11 protein-coding genes are annotated in these 13,975 nt (G+C 69.6%); 5 read left to right on the top strand and 6 right to left on the bottom strand.

Going from position 1 to position 13,975, the window contains the following annotated elements:
- The 3 genes from B1A78_RS08855 to B1A78_RS08845 form a co-directional block, all read left to right on the top strand.
- Positions 1-387, top strand: a 387-nt coding sequence (locus tag B1A78_RS08855) for a lasso peptide biosynthesis B2 protein (RefSeq protein ID WP_077146605.1), incomplete at its 5' end; no start/stop codon positions are given.
- Positions 388-439: 52 nt separating this feature from the next.
- Positions 440-2,122: an ABC transporter ATP-binding protein gene (locus tag B1A78_RS08850; RefSeq protein WP_077146604.1), complete on the top strand. Its 1,683-nt coding sequence runs from the start codon at positions 440-442 to the stop codon at positions 2,120-2,122.
- Positions 2,119-3,354 (top strand): nucleotidyltransferase family protein, encoded by a 1,236-nt coding sequence (locus B1A78_RS08845; RefSeq protein ID WP_077146603.1) that lies wholly within the window; start codon positions 2,119-2,121, stop codon positions 3,352-3,354. The genes B1A78_RS08850 and B1A78_RS08845 overlap by 4 nt, the downstream gene beginning before the upstream one ends.
- Here B1A78_RS08845 and B1A78_RS08840 read toward each other — a convergent pair.
- The 5 genes from B1A78_RS08840 to B1A78_RS08820 are packed head-to-tail and all read right to left on the bottom strand — an operon-like array spanning position 3,351 to position 11,244.
- Positions 3,351-4,340, bottom strand: coding sequence for a DUF2891 domain-containing protein (locus B1A78_RS08840; RefSeq protein WP_077146602.1), 990 nt, complete (start codon positions 4,338-4,340; stop codon positions 3,351-3,353). The genes B1A78_RS08845 and B1A78_RS08840 overlap by 4 nt on opposite strands.
- 1 nt (position 4,341) lies before the next feature.
- Complete coding sequence (locus B1A78_RS08835; protein ID WP_077146601.1) at positions 4,342-5,280, bottom strand: DUF979 domain-containing protein; 939 nt, start codon at positions 5,278-5,280, stop codon at positions 4,342-4,344.
- Positions 5,277-5,948, bottom strand: a complete 672-nt coding sequence (locus tag B1A78_RS08830) for a DUF969 domain-containing protein (protein ID WP_077146600.1) — start codon at positions 5,946-5,948, stop codon at positions 5,277-5,279. The genes B1A78_RS08835 and B1A78_RS08830 overlap by 4 nt, the downstream gene beginning before the upstream one ends.
- Before the next feature lie 3 nt (positions 5,949-5,951).
- Complete coding sequence (locus tag B1A78_RS08825) at positions 5,952-9,614, bottom strand: hydantoinase B/oxoprolinase family protein (RefSeq protein ID WP_077146599.1); 3,663 nt, start codon at positions 9,612-9,614, stop codon at positions 5,952-5,954.
- Positions 9,598-11,244 carry a CHASE domain-containing protein gene (locus B1A78_RS08820; RefSeq protein ID WP_077146598.1) on the bottom strand — a complete coding sequence of 549 codons (1,647 nt, stop codon included), beginning with the start codon at positions 11,242-11,244 and terminating at the stop codon, positions 9,598-9,600. The genes B1A78_RS08825 and B1A78_RS08820 overlap by 17 nt, the downstream gene beginning before the upstream one ends.
- A gap of 174 nt (positions 11,245-11,418) precedes the next feature.
- Here B1A78_RS08820 and B1A78_RS08815 point away from each other — a divergent pair, with 174 nt between their 5' ends.
- A complete protein-coding gene (locus B1A78_RS08815) occupies positions 11,419-12,066 on the top strand; it encodes a glutathione S-transferase family protein (RefSeq protein ID WP_077146597.1) in 648 nt (215 codons plus the stop codon).
- Positions 12,066-12,641, top strand: a complete 576-nt coding sequence (locus B1A78_RS08810) for an SRPBCC domain-containing protein (protein WP_077146596.1) — start codon at positions 12,066-12,068, stop codon at positions 12,639-12,641. The genes B1A78_RS08815 and B1A78_RS08810 overlap by 1 nt, the downstream gene beginning before the upstream one ends.
- Positions 12,642-12,981: 340 nt before the next feature.
- On the opposite strand, the gene B1A78_RS08805 is transcribed toward B1A78_RS08810, so the two are convergent.
- Complete coding sequence (locus tag B1A78_RS08805) at positions 12,982-13,953, bottom strand: magnesium and cobalt transport protein CorA (protein ID WP_077146595.1); 972 nt, start codon at positions 13,951-13,953, stop codon at positions 12,982-12,984.
- Positions 13,954-13,975 lie beyond the last annotated feature (22 nt).

Here is a 13,975-nt window from a genome sequence, read left to right as displayed (position 1 = left end):
GCGGCGCGGATCGCGGTCGCGACCCTGCCCTTTCGCCGCGTCGCGCGCTGGCTCGGCACGCCGGTGTCGCCGTCGGCGCTGGTGCCGCCGCCGCCGCGCGAGCGCCCCGACGATGCTGCGACGATGGTGAGCTGGGCGATACGCTTCGCCGTCGGGCGGCTGCCGGTCGAGGCGGTGTGCCTGCCGCAGGCGATGGCGGCGCGCACGATGCTGAAGCGCCGGGGGATCGCCGCGACGCTGCACCTCGGCGTGTGGCGCGACCATCGCAACGCGGTGAAGATCGATCCCGAGGCGCCGCCGGCGCATGCCTGGCTCGACGCGTCGGGGCAAAGGATCACCGGCTATCCGGTCGACCCGGCGCTGGTCGAGGTCGCGGCCTTTGTCTGAGACCCCCTCCAGCCCGGCGCCCCCGATCGAACCGCGCGCGCTTTTGAAGACGATGCTGGCGGCCGCCGACCGGCGGCAACTGGTCATGGTGGTCGCGCTGATGATCCTCGCCGCGCTGACCGAGGGTGTCGGCATCATGATGCTGGTGCCGATGCTGGCGCTGGTCGACGGCGATGCGCCCGCGCTGCCGGGACGGCTCGGCGAGATGCTCTCGGGTTTCGCCGGCGCGTTGTCGCTGGGGTCGGTGGTGCTGATCTTTCTCGCGCTGCTCGCGGCGCGCGCGGTCATCAAGCATGTCCAGACGATGAAGGCGCTCGAACTGCAGCACGGCATGGTCGACCATATCCGCGAGCAATTGTTCGCGGGGCTGGTGTCGGCCGAGTGGCGCTGGCTCGCCGCGCGTCGCGCGTCGGACCATGCCAGCCTGCTGATCACCGACATCGGGCGCATCGGCTCGGGATTCCAGCAATTGCTGACGCTGGCGGCGACGCTGGCGACGGTCGCCGCCTATCTGGCCGCCGCCTTCCTGCTGTCGTGGCAGGTCGCGCTGGTCGCGATGCTCGGCGGGGCGGTGATCCTGTTCGGCTTTGCCGGGCACCGGCGCCATGCGGTGCAGCTCGGTCGCGCGCTGAGCGGCGCGAACAAGGCGTTGCAGGCCGAGGTTGCCGAGGGGTTCGACGGGGTGCGGATCACCAAGATGCTGGGCAGCGAGGCGCGGCAGCGCGACCGGTTCGGCGCGGTGCTGCGGTCGCTGCGCGCGCGGCAGGTCGAATTTGCGGCGAGCGCGAGCCATGGGCGGACGGCGTTGCAGCTTGGCGGCGGGGCGCTGCTCGCGGGGCTGGTCTATGTCGGGCTGGCGGTGCTCGGGCTGCCGCTCGCCGCCTTGCTCCCGATCCTGCTCGTCTTTGCGCGGCTGGTGCCGATGCTGGGGACCGCGCAACAGGCGTGGCACAGCTGGCTGCATTCGGCGGCGGCGATGGCCGAGGGCGAGGCGCTGCGCCGCGAGACCGAGGCGGTTGCCGAGGCGCCCGCGCCGCGCGAGGCCGCACCGCTCGCGCTGGTCCGCGCGGTGACCTTGCGCGGGGTCGGCTTTACCTATGCCGGGCGCGAGGGCGCGGCGTTGCACGACATCGACCTGATCCTGCCGGCGCGGACGACGACCGCGATCGTCGGGCCGTCGGGGGCGGGCAAGAGCAGCCTTGCCGATATATTGATGGGTTTGCTGTCGGCGGACGTGGGCGAGATACGCGTCGACGATGTGGTCATCGCGGGCGCGACGCGCCAGCTGTGGCGACGATCGGTCGCCTATGTCCAGCAGCAGCCCTTTTTGCTGGGCGGGAGCATCCGCGACAATCTGTTATGGGCGGCGCCGGGGGCGAGCGACGATGGCTTGCGCGCGGCGCTGGAAAAGGCGTCGGCGGAGTTCGTCTTCGCGCTGCCGCAGGGACTCGACACGCTGGTCGGCGATCGTGGCCAGCAATTGTCGGGGGGCGAGCGGCAGCGCATCGCACTCGCGCGCGCGCTGCTGCTGTCGCCCGAACTGCTGGTGCTCGACGAGCCGACGAGCGCGCTCGACCCCGCGAACGAGGCGGCGATCCGCAAGGCGATCGCGGGGCTGCACGGCGCGGTGACATTGGTGATCATCGGGCATCGGCAGGTGATGCTCGACCTCGCAGACCAGCTGGTGCGGATCGAGGATGGGCGGATCGTGCCGCAGGCGGAGGCGGCGGAATGACCGGGCGCACGGCGCTGGCCCATCTGCTGCTCGACATGCTGGCGAGCGACCGTAGCGCCGACCGCGCGGCGCTGGCGGCGCTGTCCGACGCCGAATGGACGCTGATCGGCGAGATGGCGAAGCAGCATCGGCTGACGCCGCTGCTCCACCGCCAGATGGACGATCGCGGGGCCGACTGGCCGGTGCCCGAGGCGCTGAGGGCGCGCTGGGCGCGCGGCTGGCGGGTGTCGGCCGAACGCGCGCTGGCGGTGCAGCAGGCGCTGATCGCGGTGGGTACGCTCGCCGATCGCGAGGGGCTGCGCTATGCCGCGCTGAAGGGCGCGTGGCTTGCGTGGCAGGCCTATCCGCAGCCCGCGCTGCGCCCGATGCGCGACATCGACCTGCTGTTGTCGGAGGAGGATGCGCTGCGACTGCACGCGGCGATGAGCGCGGCGGGGGCCGAACCGGGCAAATTTTCGCACACCCCGATCGACTTTGCGCGCGCGCACCACAAGCATCTGCCGCCGCTGCACTGGGGGCCGCAGCGGGTGGCGTTCGAAATCCACTGGCGGCTGTCGAACCCGCAAGCGGGCGAGGACCGCGCGGGGGTCGCGGCGGCGACGGCGGCGCTGCTGGCGCGGCGGGTGCGCGCGAAGGTCGGGCCGGCGGACATCGCCTATCTCGACCCGACCGACACGCTGCTGCACCTCGTCGTCCATGCCGTCTATGGCCGCCAGCCGTTCGACACCGGGCCGCAGACGCTGAGCGACGTCGCGCAGGCGATCGACGCGGCGGCGATCGACTGGCCGCGGTTCTGGGCGGCGGCGGCGGGGCAGGGACGCGACAGCGGCGCGCGGCTGCTGTTCGCGCTGGTCGCCAAATATATGGGGGCGCGCGAGACCCGCGACCCCGATCCGGCGCCGGTGCCCGCGCCGCTGATCGCCGCCGCCGAGGCGCTGATGCTGCAGGATATGGACGCGCGCGCCGAACGCGGCTTTGCGACGCAGATCGCCGAGGCGGGGGGCAAGCGCGGCAAGGCGGCCTTTGCCTGGGGCCGCGCCTTTCCGCCGAAACATATCGTCGCACATTATGCCGGGGTGCCCGCCGACAGCTGGCGCGTGTGGCCCGCCTATCCGGTGCGGATGGTCGACCACGCCTGGCAATGGGTGCGACAGCGCGGCGACCCGGCGCTCGATGCCGAGGTCGCCGATGCGCGCGCGATGCGCGCGTGGCTCGCGGGCGGCGCTTCCTAAAGCCCGTCGAGCGCGAGCAGCGCGAAGCTCGCGAGCCAATGTTCGCCCATATAGTCGCCGGTGACGTGCGGGAGTGCGGCGGCGAGATGCTGCTGCGCCGCGGCTTCGGCGACCGGGCTGACGGGGTGCGCGGGGCCGAGCGCGGCAGCGATGGTGCGCCAGCACCAGGCGCGGCTGAGGTTGAGGCCGTCGAGGTGGGCGATCTTGCCGTCGCTGCGGTCGGAGACGGTGGCGGGGGTGAAGAGCGTCGCCGGTTGCTGCTGCGCGGTGCGGGGCAGGAAGGCGTCGAACCAGCGCGCAAAATCATCGCCGAGGACGACCGCCATAAGATGCGCTTCGGTGAGGGCGGACGAGAGGAATTCGTCGCCGCCGGGTTCCCATGCCTGGCAGTCGCGGTCTTCCGAAAACCAGTCGCGGGCGCGCGCGTCGATCTGCGCGACGAGGGCGGGATCGCGGCCCTCGGCCCAGTGGCGCGCGAGCAGCAGCGCGAAGGCGATGTTGAAATGGGTCCCGACGCGCAGCGGATAGGTCATTTTCGGCAGGAAGGCGCGGAAGCGCGCGGCGAAGGCGAGCGCGAGCGGTTCGAGCGCGGCGGCCCAGGGCGCGTCGTGGTGCGCGGCCTCGGCATGGAGAGCGAGCAGCCAGCCCCAGCCATAGGGACGCTCGAACGCGGCCGAATAAGCACGATCGAGGAAGGCGAGCTCGCCCGCGACCTTGGCGGGCACGAGCATGTCGTCGGCGCGGGCGCGGATGTCGGCGCTGACCGGCAGGTCGGGGAAACGGCGCGCGAGGCGGAGGATCTGCCACCAGCCATGGACGCAGCTGTGCCAGTCGAAGCTGCCGTGGAAGATCGGATGATGCTCGCGCGGGGGCCTGGCATCCTCGGGGCCGAGGAGGACGAGGTCCATCTTGTACGGATATTCGCGGCCGAGGTGGGCGAGGGTGGCGGTCGCGAAGCGGGTGGCGTGGTCGGGGGTGAGGTGCATGTCAGAAAGCAAACAGCCAGATGAAGAATATGTTCACCGCGAGCAGCGGCAGCGCGGTGCCGATCTGCGCCTTGATGACGCCATAGGGATTTTTGAGTTCGAGCAGCGCGGCGGGGACGAGATTGAAGTTCGCCGCCATCGGCGTCATCAGCGTGCCGCAGAAGCCCGCGAGCATGCCGATTGCCGCGACCACCGCGGGGTCGCCGCCATATTGCTTGATGAGCAGCGGCATGCCGACCGCGGCGAGCATTACGGGGAAGGCGGCGAAGGCGTTGCCCATCACCATGGTGAAGAGCGCCATGCCGAGCCCGAAGGCGAGCACCGCGCCGAACAGGCTGCCCTGCGGGATCGCGGTGCCGATGAGCCCGCCGACGACGTCGCCGACCCCGGCGATGGCAAAGACCGCACCGAGGCTGGCAAGCATCTGCGGCAGGATCGCGGCCCAGCCGACCGAGTCGAGCAGGCGGCGGCCCTGTTGCAGCGGGAGCAGAGGCGCCGGTTTGAGGCGCGCCATGCCGACGGCGAGCGCGATGAGCACGCCGAGCGCGAGCGAGATGAGCGTCGCCTGCTTGGGATCGGCAAGGCCGGGGACCCATTTGAAGAGGAAGGTGCCGACGAGCGCGACGACGGGGATGATGAGCGCGACGAGGAGGAGGAAATGGCCATATTGGGCGGCGCGTGTCGCTTGCAGTTCGGCGGGGACTTCGCCGTCTGGGCTGCGGCCGATCTGGCCGGCGCCCGCGATCGCGACGAGCGCGAGGACGAGCAGGCCGTTGTAGAAATCGCCGAGATAGTCGCCGAGGATCATCGAGGCCGCCATCAGCCCCCAGAAGGCGGCGTTGCCGAAGCGCTTGGGATTGCTGCGGTCGTAGAGGCCGAGCAGCGCGAAAAGCGCGAAGGTGATGCCCGCGAGCTGATAGACATGGTCGAGGGTGATCATGCGCCGCGCTCCGCCGCGCGCATGCGCTTGTCGAGGCGCCGGAGGCGGAAACCGTGGATCAGGAAGGCGGCGATCGCGGTGGGGATTGCCCAGAGCGAGAAATGCAGCGGCTCGATGACATAGCCATAGCCTTCGAGCACGCCCTTCATCAGCAGGATCGAACCGATGGCGAGGAAGATATCCTCGCCGAAGAAGAGTCCGACATTGTCGGTCGCAGCCGAATAGGCCTTTACCTCCTCGCGCTGGTCGTCGCTGAGCGCGGGGTTCTGCGCCTCGGCGGCGGCCTCGGCCATCGGGGCGACGAGCGGGCGGACGGTCTGGGCATGGCCGGCGACCGAGGTCAGGCCCGCCGCCGACATCGCCTGGCGGAGGAGCAAATAGCCGGTGAGCAGGCGGCCAAGCGTCGCGCCCTTCATGCGCGCGATCAGCGAGCGGGCATGTTGTTGTAGCCCATAGGCTTCGAGCAGGCCGATGACGGGAAGCACGATCCAGATGATCGAGACATAGCGCGTATCGTTGAACGCCTTGCCGAAGGCGGCGATGATCGCGGTGATGTCGAGCCCGGCCGCGAGCCCGGTCGCGAGCGCCGAGGCCATGATGACGAGCAGCGGATTGAAGCGGAGCAGGAAGCCCGCGATGATGATGGCGATGCCGATCAGGACGAGCATGCTTCAGTCCCCCGCTTTCCCGTAACCGCCGCCGCCCGGCGTTTCGATCACGAAGGCGTCGCCCGCCGCGAGGTCGGCACCGCCGGTGGCGGCGAGCATTTCGACCGTGCCATTGGCGCGTTCGACCCAGTTGCGGCCCGGTGCGGCGTCGCCGCCGCCCGCGAGGCCGCGCGGCGCGGCGGTGCGGCGATTGGCGAGGATGTTCGCGCTCATCGCTTCGCGGAAGCGGATGCGGCGGGTGGCGCCGTCGCCGCCGTGCCACTGACCCCGTCCGCCCGAACCCGCGCGGATCGCGAATGTTTCGACGATCACCGGGAAGCGCATTTCCATGACTTCGGGGTCGGTCATCCGGCTGTTGGTCATATGCGTCTGGATCACGCTGGTGCCGTCGAAGCCGGGGCCGGCGCCCGAGCCGCCGGCGATCGTCTCATAATATTGATGGGTTTCGTTGCCGAAGGTGAAATTGTTCATCGTGCCCTGCGCGGGCGCCATCGCGCCGAAGGCGGCGAACAGCGCATCGGTGATGACCTGGCTGGTCTCGACATTGCCCGCGACGACCGCGGCGGGATAGCTCGGCGACAGCATCGAATCCTCCGGCACGATCAGCGTGACGGGGGCGAGGCAGCCCTCGTTCATCGGGATCGGATCGTCGAGCATCGTGCGCAGCACATAGAGGACGGCGGCGCGGACGACGGGCATCGGCGCGTTGAAATTGTCGGGCAGCGTCGCCGACGAGCCGGTGAAGTCGATCGTGACATGGCACGCGGCGCGGTCGACCCGGACCGCGACGACGACCTCGGCGCCATTGTCCATCGCATAGCGGAAGGCGCCGTCGTCGAGACGTGCGATGAGCTGGCGGACGGCGGCTTCGGCCTGGGCCTGTCCATGCGCCATATAGGCGGCGACGGTGGCGGCGCCATGCGTGGCGCTGAGGTCGGCGAGCGCGCTGGCACCACGCTGGCAGGCGGCGACCTGCGCCTTGAGGTCGGCGATGTTGAGCGCGGGGTTGCGCGCGGGCCAGTCGCCGGCGGTGAGGTGCGCCTGGACCTCCGTGTCGAGGAAATGCCCGCCGTCGACGATCAGGACATTGTCGAAGAGGATGCCTTCGTCGGCGATGCTCCTGCTGTCGGGGGGCATCGATCCGGGGGCGATGCCGCCGAGGTCGGCGTGATGGCCGCGCGCGGCGACGAAGAAGCTGGGCGTGTCGCCTTCCACGAACACCGGCATGATGACGGTGATGTCGGGGAGGTGCGTGCCGCCGTCGTATGGCGCGTTGAGCGCATAGGCGTCGCCGCGCCTGATGCCGCGACCGTCGGCAGGTCGGCCGTCCGCCCCGGACCGTTGGCGCAGGATGGTGCGCACGCTTTCGCCCATCGAGCCGAGATGGACGGGCATATGCGGCGCGTTGGCGACGAGGCGGCCCTCGCCGTCGAAGAGCGCGCAGGAGAAGTCGAGCCGTTCGCGGATGTTGATCGACGAGGCGCTGTGCTGGAGCGCGCCGCCCATTTCCTCGGCGATCGCCATGAACAGGCTGTTGAAGATTTCGAGGCGGATCGGGTCGGGTTGGGCCGCATTCCCCGGCGAAAGCCGGGGTCCAGAAGGTGAGGCAGGATATGCGCTGCCGCGCGCGATGTTTGTTTCGCTGGGCCCCGGCTTTCGCCGGGGAACACGCGTGAGTTTGAGCGTCCCCTCATGCTCGACCGTCGCGGTCCAGCCGGGCTCGACCACCGTGGTCGACAGCGCGTCGATGATGATCGCGGGGCCGGCGATGGTGCAGCCGGGGGCGAGGGTTTCGCGCTGGTGGAGCGGGACGTCATGCGGCGCGCCGGCGAGCCAGGCGGTGACATGCTCGGGCGGCGTTTCTTCGGCGGCGGCAGGCGGCGGCAGCGCGGCGGGGGCATCGCCGGCCTCGGTCAGCTCGACGCGAATGCGGTCGACGACCAGATTGGCGTGCGGGGCGTAGCCGAAGCGCTTGCGGAAGGCGGCGGCGAAGGCCAGCGCGACCTCCTGCGGAGGCGCGAGCGGGAGTTCGATCGCATTGTCGCTGTCGGCGAGGCGGACGAAGAGCAGGGTTTCGTGGGTGGTTGCCGTACCCTCGGCGAGATCGGCGCGGGCTTGCCCCGACAGTTCGGCTTCGGCGGCGGCGAGGGTCCCGGCGCAAGCGTCGTCGAGTTTGAGCGCCAGCGTGCGCTCGCGGATCGCCGAGGGCCTGGCGAGCCCCATGCCATAGGCCGAGAGCACCCCGGCGAGCGGGTGGAGCAGGATTTCGTCGACCCCGAGTGCGTCGGCGACGAGGCAGACATGCTGGCCCGCGGCGCCGCCGAAACCGATAAGGCTGTACCTCTGGCTGACGTCATGGCCGCGCGCGATGGTGATGCGCTTGATCGCATTCGCCATCTGCTGGACCGCGATCGCGAGCAGGCCCTCGGCGAGCGCCTCGGGGGTGATATTGCCGACCTCGGCCGCCATCGCGGCGAATTTGCGGACGACGACATCGCGATCGAGCGGCTGGTCGCCGTCGGGTCCGAAGAGTTTGGGGAAATGAGCAGGCTGGATCTTGCCGAGCAGGACGTTGCAGTCGGTGACGGTGAGCGGCCCGTTGCGGCCATAGGCAGCGGGGCCGGGGTTGGCGCCCGCGCTTTCGGGACCGACGCTGAGGCGCGCGCCGTCCCAGCGGCAGATCGAGCCGCCGCCCGCGGCGACGGTGTGGATGCGGAGCATCGGGGCGCGGATGCGCGTGCCGGCGACCATCGTCTCGTTATCGCGCTCGAGGCGGCCGGCATAATGGCTGACGTCGGTCGAGGTGCCGCCCATGTCGAAACCGATGAGACGCGTCTTGCCGAGCGGCGCGGCGCTGCCGACCATGCCGACGATCCCGCCGGCGGGACCCGAGAGGATCGCGTCGCGGCCGTGGAAGGCCGCGGCGGCGGCGAGGCCGCCCGAGCTTTTCATGAATTGCGGGTTCGATCCGGCTCCGATCTGGGCGACGAACTGGTCGACATAATGGCGCAGGACGGGGGAGAGATAGGCGTCGGCGAGCGTCGTGTCGCCGCGGCCGACGAGCTTGATGAGCGCGCTGACGTCGTGGCTGGTCGAAATCTGGGTGAAGCCAAGGTCGCGCGCGATTTCGGCGAGGCGCTGTTCGTGGGCCGGGTAGCGATAGCCGTGCATCAGCACGATCGCGATGCTGGTGAAGCCGCGCGAGCGGGCATCCCGGAGCGACGCGCGGGCGGTGTCTTCGTCGAGCGCGGTCAGGATCGTGCCGTCGGGGCCGACGCGTTCGGCGATCTCCGCCACTGCCGCGTGCGGCGGCGGAATGCGGTCGAGCCGTCGTGCGAAAAGGTCGGGACGATCCTGGTAGCCGATGGTGAGCGCGTCACCGAAACCCGCCGTGATCGCGAGCAGCGTCGGCTCGCCCTTGCGTTCGAGCAGGGCATTGGTCGCGACGGTCGAGCCCATGCGGATCGCGAGCGGCGGGAGGTCGCCCGCCCCCGCGCCGGTCAGGTCGCGGATCGCGCCGACCGCGGCGTCGCCGGGACGCGCCGGATCTTCGCTGAGATATTTGGTGGTGACCACCATGCCATCGGGCGACCGCGCGACGACATCGGTGAAGGTGCCGCCGCGGTCGATCCAGATATGCCAGCGGTTGTCAGTTTCCGGCGTCACGGTCGGGCCAGCGGATCGTGATGGCAAGGCTGTGGTCGGCGGCGCTGCGGGTCCAGCGGCCCTTGAGCTGGCGCTCGATCAATGTGCGGATGAAGTGGGTGCCGAAGCTTTCGCTGTCGATCTGCGGCGTTTCGGGCAGATTGCTTTCGATCCAGCTCAGCTCGATGTCGCCTTCGACGCGGCGCCAGCCGATCGCGAGGTCGCCCTTGCCCGCAAGCGCGCCATATTTGATGCTGTTGGTGACGAATTCGTGGAGCGCGAGCGAGATCGCCTGTGCCGCCTCGTCGTCGAGGCGGACATCGGGGCCGAGGATGTCGCCGGGCGTGCGGCCGGCGAGGTCGAGTTCGCGGCGGACGATCTTGTCGAGGTCGACGGTATCGACCGCGCCGGTGACGAGCATCTGCTTGGCGTCCGAGAGCGCGCGCATCCGGCCGTCGAACTTCGCCTCGAACTCCTCGAGACTGGCCGACTCGCGGACGGTGATGCGCGCGAGCGCGCCGATGCGCGCAAAGGCGTTCTTCATCCGGTGCGCCATCTCGCCGATCATCAGTTCGCGATCCTCGGCGTGGCGCGCGCGCTCCTCGGCGAGCGCCTGCGCCGCGTCGAGGCGGCGATGCTGGAGACGATGGAGCTGCATCGCGAGCAAGGCGAGCGCGACGCCGAAGAGGAAGATGCCGAGCGGGCGGCCGAGCCGGTCCATGAAGCGGCCATAGGAAATGCGGATCGTCCATTCGCGGTCGGCGACCTGGAGTTTCTGTTGGTGCGCGTCCCAGCCGATCGTGCCGTGGCGAAAGACGAGCGGCGCCGACGGGCCGCTGCCTGCGCGCACCTCGACGCCTTCGAGCGAGTCCAGCTGGTTGCCGAGGATCGCTCGCATCATGTCCTCGGTGCGGAAGGGCGCGTAGATGAACGCCTCGACCGGGCGCTGGCCGGGAAGCGTCGCGATGACCGGCGCGTCGGTTTCGGACGGCTCGCCGCCAACCGGCAGCGCCGGCGATTCGATCGGGCGCCGCGCATAGACGGGGATGTAGATCAGGAAGCCGGGCTGTTTCCGGTTGGTCGCGCGTTCCTGCGCGAGCTGGACGATGCCGCTCGCGGCGGGGCGGCCGGTCTGCCAGGCGCGGCGCATCGCCTCGCGCCGGACGGTCTCGCTGTACATGTCGAAGCCGAGCGCGGCGTTGCGGCGCGGGGTATAGGGTTCGACGAGGACAACCGCGAAGCCGACCTTCTGGCTGCTCGTCGCCGGCCAGACCGCGATGTCGCGGCCATAATTGGTGCGCAATTGCGCCTCGGCGGTGGCGGGTTCGTCGCGGCGCATCGCGGCGGCGATGCCGACGCCTTCCATGCCCGGCGCCTGTTCCTGCGGTTGCAGCGCGGCGAGATAGGCGCGGATGCCGGGGCCGCTCGCCGCGGTGTCGGACTGGTACATCGCGCGCACGCCTTCGAGCACGGCGACATGATCGCGCAGCCGGGTGTTCATCTGGAGCGCGACGCGCGCTGCCTGATCGGCCTCCTGCGACTGGTTGTAGAAAAAGCTGCCTGCGGCGCCGGCGAGCGCGGCGGCGATGATCACAAGGCCGATCATGCGCACCGAAAGCGCCATCAGCCGATCTGCCCACACCGAGCCCATATGTCTTGTTTTCCTGTGGCTTGATGCCGCGCCGGGCGCCCCTCGAATTGTCACAATCCCATGCGCCGGGACGGCTGGCAAGCGCAATATGGCGGGTGGGCGGCGCGGAGCGCGGCGGTTGCAGTTTGTCCTCCGGAGCGTAGAACGGAGGACAAGAAAAACGGGAGCAGTTCGATGATTATCTATGGTTCGCTGGTGTCGCCTTTTGTGCGCAAGCTGCTCGCCTATCTGGGCGAGAAGGGGATCGAATTCGAGCTGAAGGGCGTCGGCATCGGCGATCCTGACCCGGGGTTCCGGGCCGCTTCGCCGCTCGGCAAGATGCCGGCGATGGACGACGACGGCTTCATGCTCGCCGATTCGAGCGCGATCATCCAATATCTGGAGGCGAAGCACCCCGCGCCCGAACTGATCCCCGCCGACCCGCAGGAACGCGGACAAGTGATCTGGTGGGAGGAGTTCGGTGACACGGTGTTCGCGGCGTGCAGCGGCAAGATGTTCTTCAACCGCATCGTCGCCCCCAAATTCCTCGGGCGCGAGGGCGACCTCGCCGCCGCAGCGCTCGCCGAGAGCGAGGAGCTACCGAAACTGCTCGACTATCTCGAAAGCGCGATCCCGGCGTCGGGGTTCCTCGTCGGCGACCGGCTGACGCTCGCCGACCTTGCGGTCGCCTCGCCGCTGATGAACTTCAAACATTGCGGCAGCGTGGTCGATGCGGCGACGCATCCGAAGGTTGCGGCGTGGAGCGCGGCGATCCTTGCGCGTCCGAGCTTCGCGCCGTGGGTCGCCAAGGAAGAGCGGATGATGGCGAAGGTGCTCGCCTGATGCGCGCGCTGGCGGTCGGGCTGGCGGCAGCGCTGCTGTTCGCGGCGCCGGGCGCGGCGCTGGCGCAGGAGGTGAAGGTCAGCAAGACCGTCGAGGCCGACGCGACGACGACGATGGTGCACGAGATACTGGTCGACGCGCCGCCGCCCGAGGTGTGGACCGCGATCTCGACCGCCGGGGGCTGGATGACCTGGGCGGTGCCGGTCGCCTGGGTGTCGCCGGGCGATCCCGACCTGATCGAGACGAGCTATGATCTCGCCGCGAAACCGGGCGGCCCCGATACGATCCGGCAGCGCTTCGGCGCGCGCGTGGCGGGCCGGAGCCTCGCGTTCCGGACGGTGAAGGCGCCGGCGGGTTTTCCGCACTGGGACGATTATCAGAAGGTCGACAGCCTGTTCGAGATCGAGCCGGCGGGGGCGCAGACGCGGGTGCGGCTCACCTCGCGCGGCTATCCCGACAGCGACGGCGGGCGCGCACTGGTCGGCTTTTTCGAGGGCGGCAATGCGATGGCGCTCGGCAATCTGCGGCAACGCTTCGCGACGGGGCCGATCGACTGGGCGGCGACGCGGCGCTGACGCGATGCGCACGCGGGCGAGCATCTGCGCGCGCAAGGCGCGGTACGCGACCCGTGACGAGGCGATGGGCGCGGCGCGGGCGAACGGGCTGGTGCTGCGCGCCTATCGGTGCGAGCGGTGCGGACGCTTCCATCTGACGAGCCGGACGAAAGGGAAGTGGGTGCCGAAGGGGACGGAATGACGGATTGCGACCGAAAATGGACGTCGCCCCGCGAAGGCGGGGCCGCTAGCGGCCTTCTACTGCATCGTTCCGTAAACCGACGGCGGCCCCCGCCTTCGCGGGGGCGACGATTTTGGGGAAGTCCGCTCCCCACCCCAAGGCTGACATTCGTTCGCCGCGCTAGAGCCAGCCGATATGCTTGAAGCGCCAGAAGACGAGCGCCGACCCGCCGAAGATCAGCCCGAGCGCATAGGGATAGCCTAGCTGCCACCCCAGTTCGGGCATGAAGTCGAAATTCATGCCGTAGATGCCGGCGATCGCGGTCGGGACCGCGAGGATCGCGGCCCAGGCGGCGAGCTGGCGGGTGATGACGCCCTGGCGCTGCTGTTCGAGCAGCGAATTGGTCTCAACCACCGAGGCGGTGATTTCGCGCAGCCCCGACAGGCGGAATTCGGCGCGCTGGACATGGTCCCAGATGTCACGGAAATAGGGGCGCACCGCTTCGTCGATCCACGGCAGATCCTCGGCATGGACGAGCCGCCAGGCGACCTCCTTCATCAGCCCGACGAGGCGCTGGAAGCGGATGATCTCGTGCCGCCGTTTGTAGAGATGGCGGATTTCGTCGGCGTCGAGCGGGGTGTCCATGACGCTTTCCTCGAGCGCGAGGAGCTGGTCCTCGATCGCGTCGACGACCGGGAAATAGCCGTCGACGATAAAATCGAGGATCGCATAAAGGACATAGTCGGGGCCGTGCGCCAGCTTTGCGGGCAGCGTTTCGAGCCGCGCGCGAACCTCGGTATGCGCGCGTGCCGAGCCGTGGCGGACGGTGACGATGAAATGGCGGCCGACGAAGATCGCGGTCTCGCCCGACTGGATCGTGTCACCCTCGCGGTTGCCCGTCGCGGCGATGACGAAAAGCTGGTCGCCATAGACCTCGACCTTGGGGAGCTGTCTGGCTTTGAGCGCATCCTCGACCGCGAGCGGATGGAGACCGAAGCGTTTGGCGATTCCTGAAAGTTCGTCAGGGGTCGGCTCGAACAGCCCGAGCCAGAAGAAATCGCCGGTGTCGCAATCCTCGGGAATGATGTCGTCGGGACCGAGTTCGCGGACGAGCTGGCCTTGGTTGTAATGGCGGGCGGCCATGATCGGCATCGGCGGGACTTTCTTGCGGTAC

Origin of the sequence: Sphingopyxis sp. KK2 (assembly GCF_001990265.1) — a bacterium.
GTDB lineage: Bacteria > Pseudomonadota > Alphaproteobacteria > Sphingomonadales > Sphingomonadaceae > Sphingopyxis.
The sequence above is the reverse complement of the archived record's forward strand: the minus strand, read 5'-3'. Positions and strand labels throughout refer to the sequence as shown.

Excerpts from the sequence above, each read along its gene's own strand:
- B1A78_RS08850 (WP_077146604.1), top strand. The coding sequence starts at position 440 with ATGCTGGCGGCCGCCGACCGGCGGCAACTGGTCATGGTGGTCGCGCTG.
- B1A78_RS08845 (WP_077146603.1), top strand. The coding sequence starts at position 2,119 with ATGACCGGGCGCACGGCGCTGGCCCATCTGCTGCTCGACATGCTGGCG.
- B1A78_RS08840 (WP_077146602.1), bottom strand. The coding sequence starts at position 4,340 with ATGCACCTCACCCCCGACCACGCCACCCGCTTCGCGACCGCCACCCTC.
- B1A78_RS08835 (WP_077146601.1), bottom strand. The coding sequence starts at position 5,280 with ATGATCACCCTCGACCATGTCTATCAGCTCGCGGGCATCACCTTCGCG.
- B1A78_RS08830 (WP_077146600.1), bottom strand. The coding sequence starts at position 5,948 with ATGCTCGTCCTGATCGGCATCGCCATCATCATCGCGGGCTTCCTGCTC.
- B1A78_RS08820 (WP_077146598.1), bottom strand. The coding sequence starts at position 11,244 with ATGGGCTCGGTGTGGGCAGATCGGCTGATGGCGCTTTCGGTGCGCATG.
- B1A78_RS08815 (WP_077146597.1), top strand. The coding sequence starts at position 11,419 with ATGATTATCTATGGTTCGCTGGTGTCGCCTTTTGTGCGCAAGCTGCTC.
- B1A78_RS08810 (WP_077146596.1), top strand. The coding sequence starts at position 12,066 with ATGCGCGCGCTGGCGGTCGGGCTGGCGGCAGCGCTGCTGTTCGCGGCG.
- B1A78_RS08805 (WP_077146595.1), bottom strand. The coding sequence starts at position 13,953 with ATGCCGATCATGGCCGCCCGCCATTACAACCAAGGCCAGCTCGTCCGC.